At 62.0% G+C, this 19,845-nt stretch carries 16 protein-coding genes and 1 tRNA gene; 7 read left to right on the plus strand and 10 right to left on the minus strand.

All coding sequences use genetic code 11. From position 1 onward, the window contains the following. From NKJ93_RS24010 to NKJ93_RS24025, 4 genes are all read right to left on the minus strand, one after another. On the minus strand, positions 1 to 449 hold a 449-nt coding region (locus tag NKJ93_RS24010), incomplete at its 3' end, for an ABC transporter permease subunit (protein WP_352591546.1). After that, a complete protein-coding gene (locus tag NKJ93_RS24015; RefSeq protein WP_036244431.1) occupies positions 449 to 1,180 on the minus strand; it encodes an ABC transporter permease in 732 nt (243 codons plus the stop codon). The genes NKJ93_RS24015 and NKJ93_RS24010, both read right to left, overlap by 1 nt. A gap of 126 nt (positions 1,181 to 1,306) precedes the next feature. Further along, complete coding sequence (locus tag NKJ93_RS24020) at positions 1,307 to 2,101, minus strand: transporter substrate-binding domain-containing protein (protein WP_352483947.1); 795 nt, start codon at positions 2,099 to 2,101, stop codon at positions 1,307 to 1,309. 54 nt (positions 2,102 to 2,155) lie between these two features. After that, complete coding sequence (locus tag NKJ93_RS24025) at positions 2,156 to 2,965, minus strand: ABC transporter ATP-binding protein (RefSeq protein WP_023718026.1); 810 nt, start codon at positions 2,963 to 2,965, stop codon at positions 2,156 to 2,158. A gap of 218 nt (positions 2,966 to 3,183) precedes the next feature. On the opposite strand from NKJ93_RS24025, the gene NKJ93_RS24030 reads away from it, so the two are divergent. From NKJ93_RS24030 to NKJ93_RS24040, 3 genes are read left to right on the plus strand one after another with little or no spacing between them, the layout of a single operon-like run. Next, complete coding sequence (locus NKJ93_RS24030; RefSeq protein ID WP_352591644.1) at positions 3,184 to 4,032, plus strand: dimethylarginine dimethylaminohydrolase family protein; 849 nt, start codon at positions 3,184 to 3,186, stop codon at positions 4,030 to 4,032. Next, positions 4,029 to 5,609, plus strand: coding sequence for a 5-guanidino-2-oxopentanoate decarboxylase (locus tag NKJ93_RS24035; protein WP_352591549.1), 1,581 nt, complete (start codon positions 4,029 to 4,031; stop codon positions 5,607 to 5,609). Before NKJ93_RS24030 ends, NKJ93_RS24035 begins: the two co-directional genes overlap by 4 nt. A gap of 57 nt (positions 5,610 to 5,666) precedes the next feature. Further along, positions 5,667 to 6,374, plus strand: a complete 708-nt coding sequence (locus NKJ93_RS24040; RefSeq protein ID WP_023718023.1) for an SDR family NAD(P)-dependent oxidoreductase — start codon at positions 5,667 to 5,669, stop codon at positions 6,372 to 6,374. 90 nt (positions 6,375 to 6,464) lie between these two features. Here NKJ93_RS24040 and rpsA read toward each other — a convergent pair whose 3' ends face one another. The 4 genes from rpsA to aroA form a co-directional block, all read right to left on the minus strand. Continuing rightward, complete coding sequence (gene rpsA, locus NKJ93_RS24045) at positions 6,465 to 8,162, minus strand: 30S ribosomal protein S1 (protein WP_352495728.1); 1,698 nt, start codon at positions 8,160 to 8,162, stop codon at positions 6,465 to 6,467. A gap of 206 nt (positions 8,163 to 8,368) precedes the next feature. After that, positions 8,369 to 9,019: a (d)CMP kinase gene (gene cmk, locus NKJ93_RS24050; protein ID WP_352591552.1), complete on the minus strand. Its 651-nt coding sequence runs from the start codon at positions 9,017 to 9,019 to the stop codon at positions 8,369 to 8,371. Positions 9,020 to 9,130: 111 nt separating this feature from the next. Then, entirely contained in the window at positions 9,131 to 9,328 is a 198-nt protein-coding gene (locus tag NKJ93_RS24055; protein WP_352495730.1) for a DUF6881 domain-containing protein, read from the minus strand. After that, entirely contained in the window at positions 9,325 to 10,683 is a 1,359-nt protein-coding gene (gene aroA / locus NKJ93_RS24060; RefSeq protein WP_352483949.1) for a 3-phosphoshikimate 1-carboxyvinyltransferase, read from the minus strand. Before aroA ends, NKJ93_RS24055 begins: the two co-directional genes overlap by 4 nt. Before the next feature lie 194 nt (positions 10,684 to 10,877). Between aroA and NKJ93_RS24065 the strand changes: the two genes are divergently transcribed. The 3 genes from NKJ93_RS24065 to NKJ93_RS24075 all read left to right on the plus strand — a co-directional run bounded on the left by NKJ93_RS24065 (position 10,878) and on the right by NKJ93_RS24075 (position 11,929). Further along, complete coding sequence (locus tag NKJ93_RS24065) at positions 10,878 to 11,267, plus strand: TIGR02300 family protein (protein WP_023676282.1); 390 nt, start codon at positions 10,878 to 10,880, stop codon at positions 11,265 to 11,267. Positions 11,268 to 11,429: 162 nt separating this feature from the next. Continuing rightward, positions 11,430 to 11,505 (plus strand) — tRNA-Ala (locus NKJ93_RS24070). A gap of 220 nt (positions 11,506 to 11,725) precedes the next feature. Further along, complete coding sequence (locus NKJ93_RS24075; protein WP_352548929.1) at positions 11,726 to 11,929, plus strand: hypothetical protein; 204 nt, start codon at positions 11,726 to 11,728, stop codon at positions 11,927 to 11,929. Positions 11,930 to 12,060: 131 nt separating this feature from the next. Here the strand turns inward: NKJ93_RS24075 and NKJ93_RS24080 are convergent, their stop codons facing one another. Then, positions 12,061 to 12,258 carry a hypothetical protein gene (locus NKJ93_RS24080; protein ID WP_031193688.1) on the minus strand — a complete coding sequence of 66 codons (198 nt, stop codon included), beginning with the start codon at positions 12,256 to 12,258 and terminating at the stop codon, positions 12,061 to 12,063. 1,286 nt (positions 12,259 to 13,544) lie between these two features. Beyond that, positions 13,545 to 14,093 (minus strand): hypothetical protein, encoded by a 549-nt coding sequence (locus tag NKJ93_RS24085; protein ID WP_352591555.1) that lies wholly within the window; start codon positions 14,091 to 14,093, stop codon positions 13,545 to 13,547. Positions 14,094 to 14,137: 44 nt separating this feature from the next. Between NKJ93_RS24085 and NKJ93_RS24090 the strand changes: the two genes are divergently transcribed. Beyond that, positions 14,138 to 19,843 (plus strand): HAMP domain-containing protein, encoded by a 5,706-nt coding sequence (locus NKJ93_RS24090; RefSeq protein ID WP_352483997.1) that lies wholly within the window; start codon positions 14,138 to 14,140, stop codon positions 19,841 to 19,843. Positions 19,844 to 19,845 lie beyond the last annotated feature (2 nt).

Raw genomic sequence — 19,845 nt, forward strand, 5'->3', positions numbered from 1 at the left:
GCATACGAGATCGTCAGAGAAAGAACGGCGTAGGGCCATGCCTGCCTTAGAATGGGCCAGAGGAACGACTCGCGTATCCACGGAAATTGCGGAAACAGCGAACCCAGTCCGTAGTAGAGCAGCCAGAGCTGGAGCAGCAGCGGCGTGCCGCGAACAATCGTGCAGAACACCTTGGCCGGCACGCTCAAGATCGGCGGGCCGATCACCTGCGCCAGGCCGAGGGGGATGGCGAGCGCGATGCCCAGAGCCGACGTTACCACAAGCAGCCAGATGGTCCGCCATATGCCTTGCAAAGCCAGCGGCAGATAGGTGGGAAGCCAATCCCAGCGCATGAGGAAAATCGATGCCAGTACGACAACCAGCGCGATCAGGATCAGAGCTATGCGGTGTGGCTGCATCCAGAGCGAGGCCCGTGCGGCGGCGTCAATGACCGGGGTTTCGGTCGCCATCAGTGCGATCCCGCGATCGACGGCATGCCGCGTCGCGCCCAGCGCTCAACCCGCCCGATGACGACGTTGGAGACGAGGGTCAGAACGAGATAAAGCGCGCCCGCCGCCATGAAGAAGGTGAAATAAGCCTTCGTCGCGCCGGCTGCCGTCCGTGTGGTTTGGGTCAGTTCATTGACGCCGACGATCGCGAGAAGCGCGGTGTCCTTGGTGGCGATCAGCCACAAATTTGCCAGCCCCGGAATGGCGAAGGGCAGCATCGCCGGCAGCGTTATACGCCTGAGAAGCAGGCCGGGAGGCATTCCATAGGCCCGCGCGGCTTCGATCTGGCCTTGCGGAACGGCGCGGATTGCGCCGCGCAAGACCTCGGTGGAGTAGGCGCCCTGCACGACCCCGAGCACGCCTATGCCGGCGACAACCCCGTTGATGTCGATCGCGGCATAGCCGAGCGCGGTAAGCAACTGGTTGATGAGGTCGGTACCAGCGAAATAAAGCAGCAGGATCAGCACCAGCTCGGGCACGGCGCGGACCACTGTGGTGTAAACTTCCAGCAGGTCACGGACCACCGGCCCGCCATAGAGCTTGCCATAGGCGCCGCCGACGCCGATCAAAAGACCAACCCCAAAGGAACCGAAAGCAATTCCGACGGAGTTTGCCAGCCCATGCAGAAGGCTGAGACCCCTGCCGTTCGGCGGTTCGAAGGACAGCAATTCCAGCGAACTGGCTCCGAACATGGTGGCGAGAACGTCGCTCAGCTTATGTCCCCTGGACTTGCGGGTTGAGGCGCCAATGATGCGTCAAGCCGGACATGCCCACCGCGACGACGGCGGCTAGGCATGCCCGGCTTGACGCCGTTGCCGTCAGTTGGACTGCGACGCTTCGCCGTAGATGTCGAAATCGAAGTACTTCTTGGTGATTTCGGCATATTTGCCATTGGCCCGAATGGCCTTGATGGCGGCATTGATCTTGTCCTTGAGCTCGGTGTCGCCTTGGCGCATGCCGGCGCCGACGCCCGGCCCGAGCACTTCAAGGTCCGGCGCGACATAACCCTTGAGGTCGCAGCACGCCTTGCCTTGGTCCGACTTCAAAAACGCGTCGAGCGCGATCGAATCGGCCTGAGTGGCATCGATCCGGCCGGCGGCGAGATCCTGATTTGCCTCGTCCTGCGTCTGGTATTCCTTGATTTCCGCAGCGTCGGTGAAGTGCTTCTTGGCGTAGGCGGCGTGCACCGTAGACGCCTGAACGCCGACTATCTTGGCTTTCAGCCCCTCTGGCGTCGCATCGAATTTCTGATCCTTGGCGCCGATCACCGCAGTCGGCGTGTTATAGTATTTGTCGGAGAAGTCGATTTCCTTCTTGCGCTCGTCGGTAATGGACATCGAATTCATGATCGCATCGATCTTCTTGGTTTTAAGCGCCGGGATGAGGCCGTCCCACGGGACTGGCGTCAATGCGCAATCCAGCTTGGCTTCGCCGCAAATGGCGTTGACGATGTCGACTTCCCAGCCACCCCACTTGCCGGAAGCATCCTGCGAGTAAAACGGCGGATAGGCTTCCGGCGAAAAACCCACCTTGATCTGTTCGGCGCTTGCCGAAAATGCGCCCGACAATGCGATCAGCGTGGCCGCGAGCGCCGTTTTGAGAAAAGGTTTCATTTTTCAGTTCTCCCGTTTTTTGGTTTTGACGTTCCCGTCTGCTTTTCTCGCAAGTCATCCAACATTGCGCAGAAACTGCTTCAGCCTTTCGGATTTTGGTGCGCCGAAGATCTGTTCCGGCGGCCCTTCTTCCTCGACCAGCCCGTTATGGAGATAGACGACATGCGTCGCCACCTCGCGGGCAAACTTCATCTCATGCGTGACCAGCACCATGGTGCGGCCTTCGCGCGCCAGGTCGCCGATCACCTTCAGCACTTCGCCGACCAACTCCGGGTCGAGCGCCGAGGTCGGCTCATCGAACAGCATGACGCGCGGATTGATGGCCAGCGCCCTGGCTATCGCTGCGCGCTGCTGTTGGCCGCCCGACAGATAGGCGGGGTAGACGTCGCGTTTTTCGGCCAGGCCGACGCGGGCGAGCAGCTTTTCCGCCTCGCCGATCGCTACATCGCGCTTGACGCCGAGCACATGCACGGGAACCTCGATGACGTTCTCGATCAACGTCATGTGGCTCCAAAGATTGAAGTTCTGGAAGACCATGCCGAGCTTGGAGCGGATGCGTTCGATCTGCTTGCGGTCGGCGGGCACGGTGTGGCCGTGGCTGTCGGCCTTCAGCTTTATCTCTTCGCCATTGACGCGGATGATGCCGCTGGTCGGGTTCTCCAGGCAATTGATGCAGCGCAGCAGCGTCGACTTGCCCGAGCCGCTGCCGCCGATGATGGCGATCACCTCGCCATCGCGCGCCGACAGCGAAACGCCCTTCAATACGTGCAGCTTGCCGAAATTCTTGTGCAGGTTCTCGACGTGGATGGCCTCGGCGGCGCCGTTCTGCACCGTATGCTTCAGGGCGGTGGCCGGCGCTGTCATCGTCGCGGTGCCCCGCGGAGCAGCCGAGGCAGTCCTTGCTGGAATTTATTACCCATTACCCGTCACTGGACAGCGTTCCGATTCTCAAGATGGACCGTTCCGCTTGCCTCCGTCAACCGCAGTTTTTGGACCATTGATCACGGCCTGCCGAGTGGCTATTGGCAGGAGGGAGCGCGTTTCAGGAGAATTTAGTGGGCAAAGCATACGGGTCGCAGTCGATGGCCGGGCCGCTGCTGCGCGTGCTGATGCGCTCCGCCGCCAGCGCCATGCATCGGGCCGAAGCACTGGAATGGCACTACGGTCCCGGCTTCGATCCGCAAAAAGCGGCGGCCCAGCATGAAGCGCTGGCCGGGCTGATTTCCGGCTCAGGCGCCGAGATCGAATGGCTGAGCGACGCCGATGACGGGCTTGCCGATTCTGTCTTTACCCACGATCCCTCGCTGATGACCGACCATGGCGCGGTCATCCTTGCCATGGGCAAGGCGCTGCGCCGGCCCGAGCCCGGCCTGCACGAGGCAGCTTATGGGCGCATGGGCATACCTGTCCTCGGCCGTATCGAGACTCCCGGCCAGGTCGAGGGCGGCGACTGCGTGTGGATGGATGCAAACACACTGGCGGTCGGCCGCGGCGTACGCACCAATCAGCACGGCATCCAGCAGCTCTCCAACCTGCTTTCACCCAAAGGCATCCAGGTCTATGGCTTCGACCTGCCGCTCTGGCAAGGCGAGGACGCCTGCCTGCATCTGATGTCGGTGATCAGCCCGCTCGCCGACGATCTGGCGCTGGTCTATGCGCCGCTCCTGCCGGTCGCCTTCCACCAGATGCTGCGTGCGCATGGCATTCGCCTGGTCGAGGGCGACGCCGACGAATTCTTCGCCTCGAGCGGGCTCAGCCTGAACGTCCTGCCGACCGCGCCGCGCCAGGTTATCGCCGTTGCCGGTTTTCCGAAGACGGCGGCTGCCATGCAGGCCGCCGGCTGTACGGTCTCGACATTCGAGGCCGATGCGCTGTGCATTGCCTGCGAGGGCGGCCCAACCTGCCTCACGCGCCCGGTGCTAAGACAATGACGACGATCGGCGAAGCGCTCATCACCTTGCTGGAAGCGCACGGCGTCGACACCGTCTTCGGCATTCCCGGCGTGCACACGGTCGAGCTCTACCGCGGGCTTGCGCGGTCGAAGATCCGTCACGTCACGCCGCGCCACGAGCAGGGCGCCGGCTTCATGGCTGACGGCTATGCGCGCGCCAGCGGCAAGCCGGGTGTCGCCTTCGTCATCACCGGGCCGGGGCTGACCAACACCATCACCGCCATGGGCCAGGCGCGCGCCGATTCGGTGCCGATGCTGGTAATCTCGGGCGTCAACGCCACGCCGACGCTGGGCAAGGGCCTTGGCCATCTGCATGAACTGCCGGACCAGCGCGGCATGATGGAGAAGGTGGCGCTGTTTTCGCACCGTGTCACCGAGGCCGGCGAATTGCCCGGCGTGCTCGCCCGCGCTTTTGCACTTTTTTCATCCTCGCGTCCGGGGCCAGTGCATATCGAGATCCCGACCGATGTCATGACCATGCCCGCCACCGGCATCGTGGCGCTGCTGCGGAATTCGGCCCCGCCCGAGCCGGGCGCCGCGGTGATCGCTGAGGCAGCCAGGCTTTGCGCTGCCGCCCGCCGGCCGCTTATCCTGGCCGGCGGCGGCGCCAAAGCTGCCGAAGCGCCGTTGCAGCGCCTGGCCGAGAGGTTGGGAGCGCCGGTCGTCCAGACCGCCAATGCGCGCGGCCTGCTCTATCGCCATCCGCTTGGCGTGCCGGCCAGCCCCAGCCTGAAGGCGGTGCGTGCGCTGATGGCCGATGCCGACCTGGTCATCGCCGCCGGTACCGAATTCGGTCCGACCGATTATGACGGCTATGGCGACGGCGGTTTTTTCCTGCCCGCCAATCTGATCCGCATCGACATCGGCGCCGACCAACTTACCAGGCGGCCGGCCCGGATTTCGATCCAGGCCGATTGTGGCGCAGCGCTCGAGGCGCTGCATGCCGAACTCGGCATGGGCCAGGCGCAATCAGGCGACGGCGCCGCTCGCGCGGCCGCGACGCGGCAAGCGGCCTTTGCCGAGATTGGCCCAGCTATGCAGGCGCAATTGCGCGCCGTCGAGACGATCCGTGATGCGCTGCCTGGCTCGATCATCGTCGGCGATTCGACCCAGCCGGTCTACGCCGCCAACCTCTATTACGATCACGACCGGCCGGGCGGCTGGTTCAACGCCGCTACCGGCTTCGGCGCGCTCGGCTATGGCCCGCCGGCGGCGATCGGTGCTGCCCTTGCCAGGCCTGAGGCGCTGGTCGTTTGTCTCACCGGCGACGGCGGCTTCCAGTTCACCCTGCCGGAACTGGGCGCCGCGCTCGACGCGGCGGCGCCGGTGATCTTCGCCGTCTGGAACAATCGCGGCTACCGCGAGATCGAAACCTCGATGCTCGATGTCGGCGTCGAGCCTGTCGGCGTCTCCCCGGCACCGCCGGATTTCTGCAAATTGGCCGAAGCCTATGGCATTGCCGCCGAGCGGATTTCCGGCGCCGGCGGCTTGGCGGACGCGCTACGGCGCGCGCGGGCGGCTGGACGACCCTACGTCATCGAGATTTCGGTTGAGTGATCGCGCGAAAGGCGCGACCTTCCGCATCGGCGGCGCGCAACGACGGAGCGGTCGAATATGACGGAAACACTGGACGGCAGACATATCGTGGTGACCGGCGGCACCGGGGCGCTTGGCGGCGCGGTCGTAGGGAAACTGCTGGAGCAGGGCGCGATTTGCCATGTGCCCAATGCCCACGCCGCCGCGCCTGCCCATTTTCCCTTCCCGGCACATGACCGCGTCAGGCTGGCGCACAATGTCGACCTCGCCGACGCTGCCAAGGTCGATGCCTTCTATGCTAGCGTTCCGGATTTGTGGGCATCGGTGCATCTGGCCGGCGGCTTCACCGCCGCACCGGTCGAGAAGATCGAGCCCGCCTCCTTTGCCGAGATGATGGACACCAACGCCCGCACCACCTTCCTGTGCTGCCGCGCGGCGATACGCTCGATGCTGGAATCTTCCGTATCGGGCCGCATCGTCAATGTCACCGCGCGAGCCGGGCTCGATCCGCGGCGCGGCTCCGGCAAGGTGGCTTACGCTGCCGCCAAGGCGGCGGTCGCCGCGATGACCGTGGCGATGGCCGAAGAGCTGAAGGGCAAGGGCATACTGGTCAACGCCGTGGCGCCCTCGACCCTAGACACGCCGGCCACCCGGGCTGACATGCCGGGCGCCGATTTCAGCAAATGGGTCAGCTTGGAAGCAGCCGCGGAGGCCATTGCCTACCTCGCTTCGCCGGCCAATCTGGCGATGAGCGGCACGCTGGTGCCGCTTTACGGCAGGGCCTGAAATTCAGGTCGGGTGCAAAAAAAGCCCCGCCGGATCGCTCCGGCGGGGCTTTTTGTTTCGTTTACAACCTGCGCGAGGCGCAGTGTTGGCTTAGCTGCCCTGCTTCTTCAGCGCGGCACCCAGGATGTCGCCCAGCGAAGCGCCGGAGTCAGTCGAACCGTACTGGGCGACCGCTTCCTTCTCTTCGGCGATTTCCAGCGCCTTGATCGAGACCTGCAGCTTGCGGGTCTTCTTGTCGAAGGCGATGACGCGGGCGTCGACCTTCTGGCCGACAGTGAAGCGCTCGGGGCGCTGCTCGTCGCGGTCACGGCTGAGGTCGGAGCGCTTGATGAAGGTCTCGATGCCGCTGTCGACCAGCCGCACTTCCAGACCGCCATCCTTCACGCCGATAACCTCGCAGGTGACGACTGCGTTCTTGCGCAGTTCGCCTGACGTCGCCGCTTCGCCGACCGTGTCCTTGGCCAGCTGCTTGATGCCGAGCGAGATGCGCTCCTTGTCGATGTCGACGTCGAGCACCTGCGCCTTGACCATGTCGCCGCGATTGTACTCCTCGATCACCTGCTCGCCCGGACGGGTCCAGTCGAGGTCGGAAAGGTGGACCATGCCGTCGACATCGCCTTCGAGGCCGATGAACAGGCCGAACTCGGTCTTGTTCTTGACCTCGCCCTCAACCTGGCTGCCGACCGGATGGCTGCGCGCGAAGGCCTCCCACGGGTTCTCCAGCGTCTGCTTGAGGCCGAGCGAGATGCGGCGCTTGGCCGGATCGACTTCGAGCACCACCACGTCGACTTCCTGCGTCGTCGACAGGATCTTGCCGGGATGCACGTTCTTCTTGGTCCACGACATTTCCGAAACGTGGATGAGGCCTTCGATGCCCGGCTCCAGCTCGACGAATGCGCCGTAGTCGGTGATGTTGGTAACGGTACCCTTGATCTTCTTGCCGATCGGGAACTTGGTGCCGATCTCGGACCACGGATCGCTCTCGAGCTGCTTCATGCCGAGCGAGATGCGGTGGGTTTCCTGGTTGATGCGGATGATCTGCACCTTGACCGTCTGGCCGATATTGAGGATTTCGGTCGGATGGTTGACGCGGCGCCATGCCATGTCGGTGACGTGCAGCAGGCCGTCGATGCCGCCGAGGTCGACGAACGCACCATAGTCGGTGATGTTCTTGACGACGCCTTCGACCACCTGGCCTTCTTCGAGGTTCTGCACGATTTCCGAACGCTGTTCGGCGCGGCTTTCCTCGAGTACGGTGCGGCGCGACACCACGATGTTGCCGCGGCGGCGATCCATCTTGAGGATCTCGAAGGGCTGCGGGTTGTGCATCAGCGGCGAGACGTCGCGGATCGGGCGGATATCGACCTGGCTGCGCGGCAGGAACGCAACGGCACCGTCGAGGTCGACGGTGAAGCCGCCCTTGACCTGGTTGAAGATGACGCCTTCGACGCGTTCGCCCTTGGTGAACTTCTCTTCGAGACGGACCCAGCTCTCTTCGCGGCGAGCCTTTTCGCGCGACAACATGGCTTCGCCAAGCGCGTTCTCGATACGCTCGACATAGACCTCGACCGTGTCGCCGACCTTGAGCGTCGTGTCCTTGCCCTTGACGCCGAATTCCTTCAGCGGCACGCGGCCTTCGACCTTGAGGCCGACGTCGATGATAGCCATGTCTTTTTCAATGGCGGTGATGACGCCCTTTACGACCTGACCTTCGCCGGAATGGCCGGCGGAAAATGATTCTTCGAGCAGGCTCGCGAAATCATCGCGAGTGGGATTTGCAACTGACATAGGTTCTCCTGGATTGCCCCGCAATCTGTCGCGAGGCGGGCGCCGTGGGTTAGTGTTGCGTTGGCCTGCCGGCGTTCCGGGCAAAAAGCCCTTGGCCGCCTTTGGGCGGCAATTCCGGCGCATGAAGAATGCTGGCAGGCTGGTTCATGCCCGATATGGGAATTCTTTTTGTCGCCGGCAATCGGCGGCGGCAGGAAAACCCAGCCTCAGGCATTGTTTCTCTTGGCCAGGACGTCGTCGATGATCGCCCGTGCTGCCAGAAACGCGGCTTCTATAGCCATTTCCGACGTGTCGAGCAAGTGCGCATCGGCTGCCGGTTTCAAGGGCGAGTCCATGCGGCCCATGTCGCGCTCGTCGCGGCGCACGATATCGGCAAGGATTTCCTCGAAATTGGCAGTGCCGCCAATGCTCTCGATTTCATCCAGCCGCCGCTTTGCCCGCACCTCGGCACTGGCCGTGACATAGAGTTTTACGTCGGCATCGGGACAGACGACGGTGCCGATGTCGCGACCGTCGAGCACCGCGCCCGGCGGGGCTTTTGCAAAGTCGCGCTGCTTGTCGACCAGTATGCGCCGCACTGACGGGATGACAGCCACTTTCGACGCCGCCTCGCCAACGGCATGTGCCGAAAGCACGGCGCGGTCGAGTTTTGCCAGATCGACCTGGCGAGCCGCGGTTTCAGCGGCCGAGACATTGTCGAGCGGCAGGCCCAGCCGAAGCAGCGAATGCGCTACCGCGCGATAGGTAAGGCCGGTGTCGAGCAGGTTCAGCCGGTAGTGATCGGCGAGCCGTCGGGCAAGGGTGCCCTTTCCAGCGCCTGCAGGTCCGTCGATGGCGATGGTGAAGCCTGTCGTCATTCGAAACCTCGATGCAAGTGCCTCACTCCATCGGCGCTCGAAGTCAACCGCGTTGACCTCCGAGGCCTCGAACTGATTGTCGGAGTTGATTTCTGTGAGATCGGGAAAGCCTTATACGGAATTTCTGGTGCCCCCGATCTCAATATCCTCCGACCCGTCGAGGGCAGCGCCGCGAATTGCAAAACCCACGGAGCCATCGGCATAGAACTCTATAGTCCGGTTCTGGAAATTGTCGTCGGCAACTTCATACCAGAGATGGGACGGCTCCTCCGGTATGCTATGTTTCCAATGAACGTAAAAGTATCTCACTCGATCGCCGCACCGAGCCCCTTCATCAGGCCCATGAATTCCGGAAAACTTGTCGCGATCATCGCTTGATCATCGATGGTCACGGGTTTTTCCGTCGCCAGCCCCATAACCAGAAAACTCATGGCTATGCGGTGGTCGAGATGGGTCTGGACGATGGTGCCCTGTCCGTTGGGGTGTTGGCCGAGGCCCTTGCCGCCAGGTTTTCCGCGCACGGCCAGCGTGGCCTCGCCCTCGCTGCAATCGACGCCGTTGAGCTTCAGCCCGTTGGCGACCGCCGACAGCCGGTCGGATTCCTTCACCCGCAGCTCTTCAAGCCCGAGCATGAGCGTTTCGCCCTCGGCAAAGCTCGCCGCCACGGCAAGCACGGGATACTCGTCGATCATAGTCGGCGCCCGTTCGGGCGGCACGGTGACGCCTTTCAGTTCGGAATAGCGTACGCGCAGGTCGGCGACGTCCTCGCCGCCTTCATTGCGCGGATCGATTATGTCGATCCAGGCGCCCATTTCCTGCAGCGTCAAAAGAAGGCCCGTGCGCGTCGGGTTCATCAGCACGTTTTCGATGGTGATGTCCGAGCCCGGCACGATCAGCGCGGCCACCAGAGGAAAGCCGGCCGAGGAGGGGTCGCCAGGCACCGCGATGGTCTGGCCGGTGAGCTTGCCCTGGCCTTCGATGAAAATGTGGCGCACGCCGCGCTCGTCGGTCTCGACCGACAGATTGGCGCCGAATCCCTTGAGCATCTTTTCGGTGTGGTCGCGCGTCATCACCGGCTCGATGACCGTGGTGATGCCCGGCGTGTTCAGCCCGGCCAGCAGCACCGCCGACTTGACCTGCGCCGAGGCCATCGGCACGCGGTAGGTGATCGGCGCGGCGTGCTTGGGCCCGCGCAGCGTGATCGGCATGCGGTCGCCGGGTGTCGCCTTCAGCACCTGCACGCCCATCTGGCGAAGCGGTTCGAGCACGCGGCCCATCGGCCGGCCGGACAGCGAGGCGTCGCCGATGAAGGTGGTTTCCATGTCATAGGTGCCGACCAGGCCCATGGTGAGGCGGGAGCCCGTGCCGGCATTGCCGAAATCGAGCGGGCACTCCGGTTGCAGCAGCGCGCCATTGCCGGTTCCGCGGATCACCCACTCAGTGCCATGCTTCTCGATATGAGCGCCCATCGCCTTCATGGCAGCGCCCGTACGCATCACGTCCTCGCCTTCCAGTAGTCCGGTGATGCGGGTTTCGCCGGAGGCCAGCCCGCCAAACATGAAGGAACGGTGCGAGATCGACTTGTCGCCCGGCACCCGTGCCGCGCCGGAAAGACCAGATGATTTTCGGGCGGTGGCCTGCTTCGGGGCGGCAGTGTGCGACATGGTTCTTTCCTGGAAACGCCGGCGGCCGGCCATTTTCTTGTGGTTTGCGCGGTCTCCTATCATGGCGGATCGAGATGGTCATCCCCTTGGTACGAAGGCCTTCGAATTCAAGCTTTTTGGGACGCCGGCTTTTCGCTTTGACAGCGCCGTAAACTCTGGTTAAGGGGACCAAACTTTCATCGACGAGGCTTGCTGTGGCAAAACCCGAACTTGGCACCAAACGCATCGACCCGGAGACGGGTCGAAAATTCTATGACTTGAACAAGGACCCGATCGTCTCGCCTTACACGGGCAAGAGCTATCCGCGCTCCTATTTCGAGGAAGGCAAGATAGCCGCCCTCGAGGAGGAAGAGGAAGTTGCCGAGAAGGAAGTGGACGCCGAAGAGGAAGAGGGCGTCGAGGTCGTCTCTCTCGAAGAGGCGGACGAGGACGCGAAGGCCGACGAGCTTCCCGATCTCGGCGATGACGAGGACGACGTTGACCTTGGCGATGACGAGGATGACACGTTCCTTGCCGACGAGGAGGAAGAAGACGACGACGTTGCCGACATGATCGGCGTCGGCGAAGACGACGACGAAGTCTGAGCGAACCGCATTCGCCGGCTTTCGCGGCGCTGCCTAGAAAAAGCGGTTCTTGAAGGCTTGATATTGACTGAAGGCGGGGTTAGAAGCCGCCTGCACTAACGACGCGGTCTCAACCCGCGCCGGATCTCTTCGCCGGAAACGGCGCCGGCGAACTGCCGGAGTGGGGCCATAGCTCAGTTGGGAGAGCGCTTGAATGGCATTCAAGAGGTCGTCGGTTCGATTCCGATTGGCTCCACCAAAAGTTCTTTCACGTTTTCAGAAAATTAGTTTCCACCCCCTCAGGGGCCTTGCCTTGGAAAGGTCCGGGGCACCGCCAGCGCACCGCACAAAACATTTTTCAGGTCCGAAGCAGCAATGCCTGACAGCGGTGGACGAGATATCGATCTTGGCGCCAGTAGCTTGCGTTCATGCACGCCCGGCGGCAAGGATATCGCGGCAACATCGTATGTGGGGGCAATATGGAATCGGAAAACTCGCTGCTCGGGATCTTCATCTCCTGGATGCCGATGCTGATTTATCTCGCAGCAAGCCTTTGGGTTTCTATCTGGCTCACGTTCAAACTCATCCACGTTCAGCAAGCGATGGTGCAGGCGCAAGAAGGCATCTTGACCAAGTTGACTGATATCGACAACCGCATGTCTGGTAAGCCGAGCCAAGACTGAGGTCCGAAGCTACTGTTCCCCAACTGTTTTCAGCTGCAGCGGTCGACCGGGATACCGCTAATTATACCGGCCAATTGGATGCGGTGGCTCGACGGCGCCCGGTATCGCCACATGAAAATCGGTCTTTTGGACTAACGCTTCATTTTGTCGATACGCTCGCTAAGAGCCTTCACCGCTGCCGTATTTTCCCGAATTTCTTTGGCGATCTCTTTCGCGGCGTTTGCCATGACGATCCTTGAGCGGTTTGCCATCCAAAGCAGAAACGCCATAAGAATCAGGAAAGGGATGCCAACGAGAAGTGCTCGCATTATTGCAGCTTGGTGGCTCATTTCGCTTTCTCCGAGCCGTAGGCTGCCACGCCGTCGACGATCTTCGTGATGTGCTGAGCTTCTGCCATCGGTTCCCTCTTCAGCTGTGACGGACGCCAGCGATAATCGCGTTTATCGGTAGTCACCCCCAAGCCGGAATCGATTCCCTTTTGGGCCGAGGCCGAGCGGCTTCAATTCGTCCAGATCGAACACTGAACCACTTGACCCGTTGCCTGATCACGAACCCTTTTCGAAAACACGCGATGGAGGCCCATTGCGCGTGATCTAGCTTCCTTCGTCGCAACGTAATCGGGATAGCCGACATGCCACTGCCAGAGGAAGTTTGGTGGGGCAGGTTTCCACGTAACCTTGGATCCAAAGGCCGCATTGTCCGGATCTGTTCTATCGAACCGGCAGTCGACGGCTACGGGCATCATGCCCTTCTTAGCCATTGCGTCGGAAACCCCGTAAGCAGTTCGCTTCGTAAGCCATCCATCCGCGCCGCTAGTCGAAACTGTAGTGCACCCTGCCAGAGATATGCTCGACATCAAAAGCCCGATGGCCAATGCGTTGCCTGCGAATGATCGCCGAGTGCCAACCTGATTCTGTTTCATACCCGATCCCCACAACTGAAAGTAGTGCAGGCTAGATGGGGATACGGCGCGAAACAAGGGAGCGCGCCTCTTCTTTGGTTCGGCCGGTCGTGCGCCGTGCGCGGTGCGACAGACGAGCGGCGACCGGCAAAATTTCAAACTGAGACACTATCTAACTGCCACCTAATACAGGTTCTTTGAGCTAACTCCCCCTGGCGCGCGTACTGGTCGCGAATCCCATTCGTCGCGCGCTATTGGAGTCTGGATATAGTGCGCCAGAATCCAGGGTCGCGTCCCGTCTGTTTCCGGTCTGTTTTCAGGCATGAAATTCTCTTGCCCGGGTCGCTGTTCCTTCACTGTTTTCAGTGCGCATCGGACACTGTTCCGCCGCTGTTTTCAGCGAGAGTGCGAACTGTTTCCTAACTGTTTTATCAGTTGCAGCGCTTAACCGAAATCGTCCATTAAATTGGACTAAGCCATCGTCGCATATAACTGGCTTGGAAATGACTCCCCCACTCTTTGCGCTCCCGGGCTGCCCGCCGCCTATCGCGGAACCTAGCTGAGACTAGTGTAGTCGGCCGCCCGGCTTGGGCTCGCCGGTCCAAAAGTAGTGAGCCCGTGCCCGGTCAGTGCATTTTTCTGGCTGTGGTTTGAACCGCGAGCGCCGGGTCTGAACCAGGCAGCGGGCTGAAATGACCGCTGAGCAAAACTCCGTTACTTGTTGCAGTTCTGCATATCCGACGTCATGGCGCCGCTGGGGGTATTGTTGTCGGTATCGCTGCCCGCCGTATCCTTGCAGCGGTCCTCCATACCGTTTGTCTGCGGCGTGGTGGCGTTCGTTGCGTTCGGATCGATGGTGTTCGGGGTAGTTGCGCTGCCGGTCCCGATGTTGCCGCCGGAAGTGCCTGTGTTGACGCCGGTATTGCCATCGGCGCTACCGGTCCCGGAGCCCATCGATTGTGCCATGGCAGATGTGGCCAGGCCGATAGCAAGTAGGAATGCAGAGAGAATTTTCATCATCTTAGTGTCTCCATCGAGTTGCATCGCTCTATCGCGATCTATACCCAACGAGAGTTTTTTCGAGATGTTCCGTTTGGCATAAATAGTGATCGATAAACCATTATGGATCTTTGTTGCTCGTCGTTTCGTGAATGCGGCTGCGAAATTCCTGCCGCATAGCGGCAATTTCGTCTGGAACCAAATCGAGCATGCCGCGTTATTGCGCTTGCGGGGAGTTGTGTCGGCCGCAGGGGACAGTTTCACCAGGACATTCAAGAAATCCGTGAGCTGGGAGGGGCGCTGTGAGCGTGCTTGCATCCACAAGGCAATTGGACCACCGTCAAATACTGAACGCGCTGAAGGCTTTTCGGAGCGGTGATTTCTCCGTTCGCATCGATAATGTCTACACCGGCCTCGATTCCGAGATCGCCGACACCTTCAACGAAATCGTAGAACTCAACGATCAGGTCACGCGCGAGTTCGAACGCCTCAGCAAGGTCGTCGGCAAGGATGGCCGGATCGGCGAACGCGGCCGTGTCCGCAACGCTACCGGCAGTTGGGAATCGAGCGTCCGTTCCGTCAACGATCTGATCGAGGACATGGTTCAGCCGACGGCCGAAGTGGCGCGCGTCATCGGCGCGGTCGCCAAAGGCGACCTGTCGCAGACGATGATGGTCGAAATCGACGGCCGGCAGTTGCGCGGCGAATTCCTGCGCATCGGCAAGATCGTCAACACCATGGTCGGGCAACTGGCCTCCTTCGCCTCGGAGGTGACGCGCGTGGCGCGCGAGGTCGGCACCGAAGGCAAGCTCGGCGGCCAGGCCCGCGTGAAAGGTGTGGCCGGGACCTGGAAGGACCTGACCGACAACGTCAACGCCATGGCGACGAACCTGACCGGGCAGGTGCGCAACATCGCCGAGGTGACGACCGCCGTCGCTTCCGGCGACCTGTCGAAGAAGATCACCGTCGATGTGAAGGGCGAAATCCTCGAGCTCAAGAACACCATCAACACGATGGTCGACCAGCTCAATTCCTTCGCCTCGGAAGTGACGCGCGTTGCGCGCGAGGTCGGTACAGAAGGCAAGCTCGGCGGCCAGGCGCGCGTCGAAGGTGTCGGCGGCACCTGGAAGGACCTGACCGACAACGTCAACCTGATGGCAGAGAACCTGACCGGCCAGGTGCGCAATATCGCCGAGGTGACCACTGCTGTGGCGCTTGGCGACCTGTCGAAGAAGATCACGGTCGACGTCAAGGGCGAGATCCTCGAGCTGAAATCAACCATCAACACCATGGTCGACCAGCTGAACTCATTTGCCGGCGAAGTGACGCGCGTCGCCCGCGAAGTCGGCACCGAGGGCAAGCTCGGCGGCCAGGCGCAGGTGCGCGGCGTTGCCGGCACCTGGAAGGACTTGACCGACAACGTCAATTCGATGGCCGAGAACCTGACCGGCCAGGTCCGCAACATCGCCGAGGTGACGACCGCGGTTGCTTCGGGCGACTTGTCGAAGAAGATTACCGTCGCCGTGCAAGGCGAAATCCTCGAGCTCAAGGACACCATCAACACGATGGTCGACCAATTGAACTCCTTCGCCTCGGAAGTGACGCGTGTGGCGCGCGAGGTCGGCACCGAAGGCAAGCTCGGCGGCCAGGCCGAGGTGAAGGGCGTCGGCGGCACCTGGAAGGATCTGACCGACAACGTCAACCTGATGGCCGCCAACCTGACCGGCCAGGTGCGCAACATTGCCGAGGTGACGACCGCCGTGGCCCGCGGCGACCTGTCGAAGAAGATCACCGTCGACGTCAAGGGCGAAATCCTGGAGCTCAAGGACACCGTCAACACGATGGTCGACCAGCTCAATTCCTTCGCCTCGGAAGTGACGCGTGTGGCGCGCGAAGTGGGATCGGAAGGCAAGCTCGGCGGCCAGGCGCATGTCGAGGGTGTCGGCGGCACCTGGAAAGATTTGACCGACAACGTCAATGCCATGGCCGGCAATCTGACCGTGCAGTTGCGCGACGTGTCCAAGGTGGCGACGGCAATTGCGACCGGCGACCTCACCCAGAAGATCACGGTCGATGCATTGGGCGAGATCCTGCAGATCAAGGACGTCATCAACACGATGGTCGACCAGCTGAATTCCTTCGCCTCCGAGGTGACGCGCGTGGCGCGCGAAGTCGGTTCCGACGGCAAGCTCGGCGGCCAGGCGCAGGTGCGCGGCGTTGCCGGCACCTGGAAGGACCTGACCGACAACGTCAATGCGATGGCCGCCAACCTGACCGGGCAGGTGCGCAACATCGCCGAGGTGACGACTGCGGTGGCGCTTGGCGATCTGTCGAAGAAGATCACGGTCGACGTGCGCGGCGAGATCCTCGAGCTGAAGGACACCATCAATACGATGGTCGACCAGCTGAATTCCTTTGCCTCGGAAGTGACGCGCGTGGCGCGCGAGGTCGGCACCGAGGGCAAGCTCGGCGGCCAGGCGCAGGTGCGCGGCGTTGCCGGCACCTGGAAAGATCTGACCGACAATGTGAATTCGATGGCCGAGAACCTGACCGGCCAGGTTCGCAACATCGCCGAGGTCACCACCGCAGTGGCGCGCGGCGACCTGTCGAAGAAGATCACCGTCGACGTCAAGGGCGAGATCCTGGAGCTGAAATCGACCATCAACACCATGGTCGACCAGCTGAACTCCTTTGCCGGCGAAGTGACGCGTGTCGCCCGCGAGGTCGGCACCGAGGGCAAGCTCGGCGGCCAGGCACGGGTCGAGGGCGTCGCCGGCACCTGGAAGGACCTGACCGACAACGTCAACCTGATGGCGACGAACCTGACCAACCAGGTGCGCGGCATCGCCGATGTCGTGACCGCGGTCGCGCAAGGCAATCTCAAGCGCAAGCTGACGGTCGATGCCAAGGGCGAGATCGCCTCGCTCGCCGACACCATCAACGGCATGATCGAGACGTTGGCGACCTTCGCCGATCAGGTGACCAACGTCGCCCGCGAGGTGGGCATCGAAGGCAAGCTCGGCGGCCAGGCCCGCGTGCCCGGCGCCGCCGGCCTTTGGCGCGACCTGACCGACAACGTCAATCAGCTTGCGGCCAACCTGACCACCCAGGTGCGCGCCATCGCCGAAGTGTCGACTGCGGTGACCAAGGGCGATTTGACCCGCTCGATCAGCGTCCAGGCCTCCGGCGAGGTCGCGGCGCTGAAGGACAACATCAACGAGATGATCCGCAATCTGAAGGACCAGACGCTGAAGAATGCCGAGCAGGACTGGCTGAAGACCAATCTCGCCCGGTTCTCGCGCATGCTGCAGGGCGAGCGCGACCTGGCAACGGTCTCGCGTCTCATCATGTCCGAACTCGCGCCGCTGGTGAATGCGCAATATGGCGTGTTCTACGTGACCAACCGCGACGAGGATGAATTCTATCTGGAACTCGCCGCCTCCTATGGCGCCGAAAGCAAGGCGGAGATCAAGCAACGCCTCGATCTGCGCGAAGGCCTTGTCGGGCAAAGTGCCGCCGACAAGCGCGCCATCATGCTGGACAATGTGCCGCCGAATTTCCTGCGCGTCACGTCGGGCCTTGGCAATGCCGCGCCGGCCAACGTGATCATTCTTCCGGCTCTGTTCGAGGACGAGGTGAAGGCCGTCATCGAACTCGCCTCGTTCAGCGAATTCCGCGACACGCACCAGTCATTCCTCAACCAGCTGATGGAATCCGTCGGCATCGTTCTCAACACCATCGCCGCCACCATGCGCACCGAAGGCCTGCTCAAGCAGTCGCAGCTGCTGACCTCGGAGCTGCAGGCGCGTCAGACCGAGCTGACCAAAAAGCAGGAAGAGCTGCACGCCACCAACGAGGAGCTGCAGGAAAAGGCGCAGCTGCTCGAGAACGAAAAGAAGCAGGTGGAGAACAAGAACCTCGAAATCGAGATGGCGCGCCGTGCGCTGGAGGAGAAGGCCGAGCAGCTGGCGCTTACCTCGAAATACAAGTCGGAATTCCTCGCCAATATGAGCCACGAACTGCGTACGCCGCTGAACTCGCTGCTCATCCTTTCAAACCTGCTCGCAACCAACCAGCAAGGCAATCTCAACGACAAGCAGGTCGAGTTCGCGCGCACCATCAACTCGGCCGGCACCGACCTTTTGAGCCTCATCAACGATATCCTCGATCTGTCGAAGATCGAATCGGGTACCGTCTCGATCGATATCAACGACATGCCGGTGGTGCATCTTCGCCAGCATATGGAGCGAACCTTCCGGCAGCTGGCGACCGACAAGGGGCTTGGCTTCGCCATCAACGTCGATCCCGAGCTTCCGGAGACCGTCCGCACCGACGAGAAGCGCTTGCAGCAGATTGTGCTCAACCTCTTGTCGAACGCGTTCAAGTTCACCTCCGAGGGCGAAGTCAGCTTGAATTTCCGGGCCGAAAAGACTGGCCGTCACAACGGCTCGGTGCAACCGATGGAAGCGCTCGCTATCGCGGTCACCGATACGGGCATCGGTATTCCGCAGGACAAGCAGAAGCTGATTTTCGAGGCCTTCCAGCAGGCCGACGGCACCACCAGTCGCAAATATGGCGGCACCGGGCTTGGGCTCTCGATCAGCCGGGAGATCGCCCGGCTGATCGGCGGCGAATTGCGGGTCGAGAGCACGCCGGGCAAGGGTTCGACGTTCACGCTGGTCATCCCGTTCGACGGACCTCGGATGGCCTTGGCCCCGCAAGCGGCCTTGCTGCCGGCGATGGAGGTGGTCGCGACGACGGCGCAGCCGAGCCCGCCATCCTCCGAATTGCTTGATGACCGCGATACGATCTCACCGGAAGATAGGGTCGTGCTGATCGTCGAGGACGACCCGACCTTTGGCGGTTTGCTGCTCGGCCTGGCGCGTTCGGCCCGGCTGAAGGGCGTCCTGTCGACCGCGGGCTCTGGCACGCTGGCTTTGGCCCGCAAGCTGGTTCCCGATGCGATCACGCTGGATCTCGGACTATCGGATATCGACGGCTGGGTGTTGTTCGATCTGCTTCGCCATGACCCGAAAACCAAGGACATTCCCGTCCATGTCATCTCGGGTGCCGAAGATATCGAGGTGCTTGCCCGCAAGGGCGCATCCACCATTTCAACCAAGCCCGTGTCGGCGGACGAACTGATGAAGGTCTTCCAGGACATTCACTCCAGAAAGCTCCGCGTCCAGCGCCGCGTTCTGATTGCCGATACCGATCCCGAGCGCCGTCTCTCGTTGATCGAGGCGATCCGCGACGGCGTCACCTCGGTCACCGCGATCGGCCGCGTCGCGGCGAATGCCGACGACATCGGCATCGCCGGCTATGATGCCGTTGTGCTCGGCCTTGGCCGCTCGGCCAAGGACAACGCCCAGATGCTGGATGAGATTGCCGTCCTGTTCGGGCAGTCCGTGTCGCGACTGTTGTTCTTCGCGCCGCATCCGGAAGCGCTGCAACAGTCGCTCGCCTTGCATCCGGCATTGGCGGACGTTCCGCGGGCGGAGAATTTCGCGCAGCTGGCTCTCCTGATATCCGCAACGCTCCCGGGGCGAGGCCACGACAGTTCGGCAGCCGAACAGCCGGATAAATTCGACCTCGCCGGCGCAAAGGTCCTCATCGTCGACGACGACATCCGCAACATCTATTCGCTCACCAGCGTTCTTGAGACCTATGACATCCAGGTGCTGCACGCGGAGCGCGGTAGGGAAGGTATTGCGCTTCTGGAGCAGAGCCCGGATATCGACGCCGCATTGATCGATATCATGATGCCGGAGATGGACGGCTACGAGACGATGCGGCAGATCCGCGGCATGCCGGCAATCGCCCATATCCCGTTGATCTCGGTTACCGCCAAGGCAATGAAGGGCGACCGGCAGAAGTGCCTCGACGCCGGCGCCTCTGACTATATCGCCAAGCCGGTCGACCTCGACCTGCTGCTGGCCTTGCTGCGTGTCTGGATCGGCCGCTCGCGATCCCGTGTCCATCGTCCGGAAAAGACGCTCATGGCAGTGAACTGACG

The organism is Mesorhizobium sp. M0028, assembly GCF_040323855.1.
In the GTDB taxonomy this organism is placed as follows: Bacteria; Pseudomonadota; Alphaproteobacteria; order Rhizobiales; family Rhizobiaceae; genus Mesorhizobium.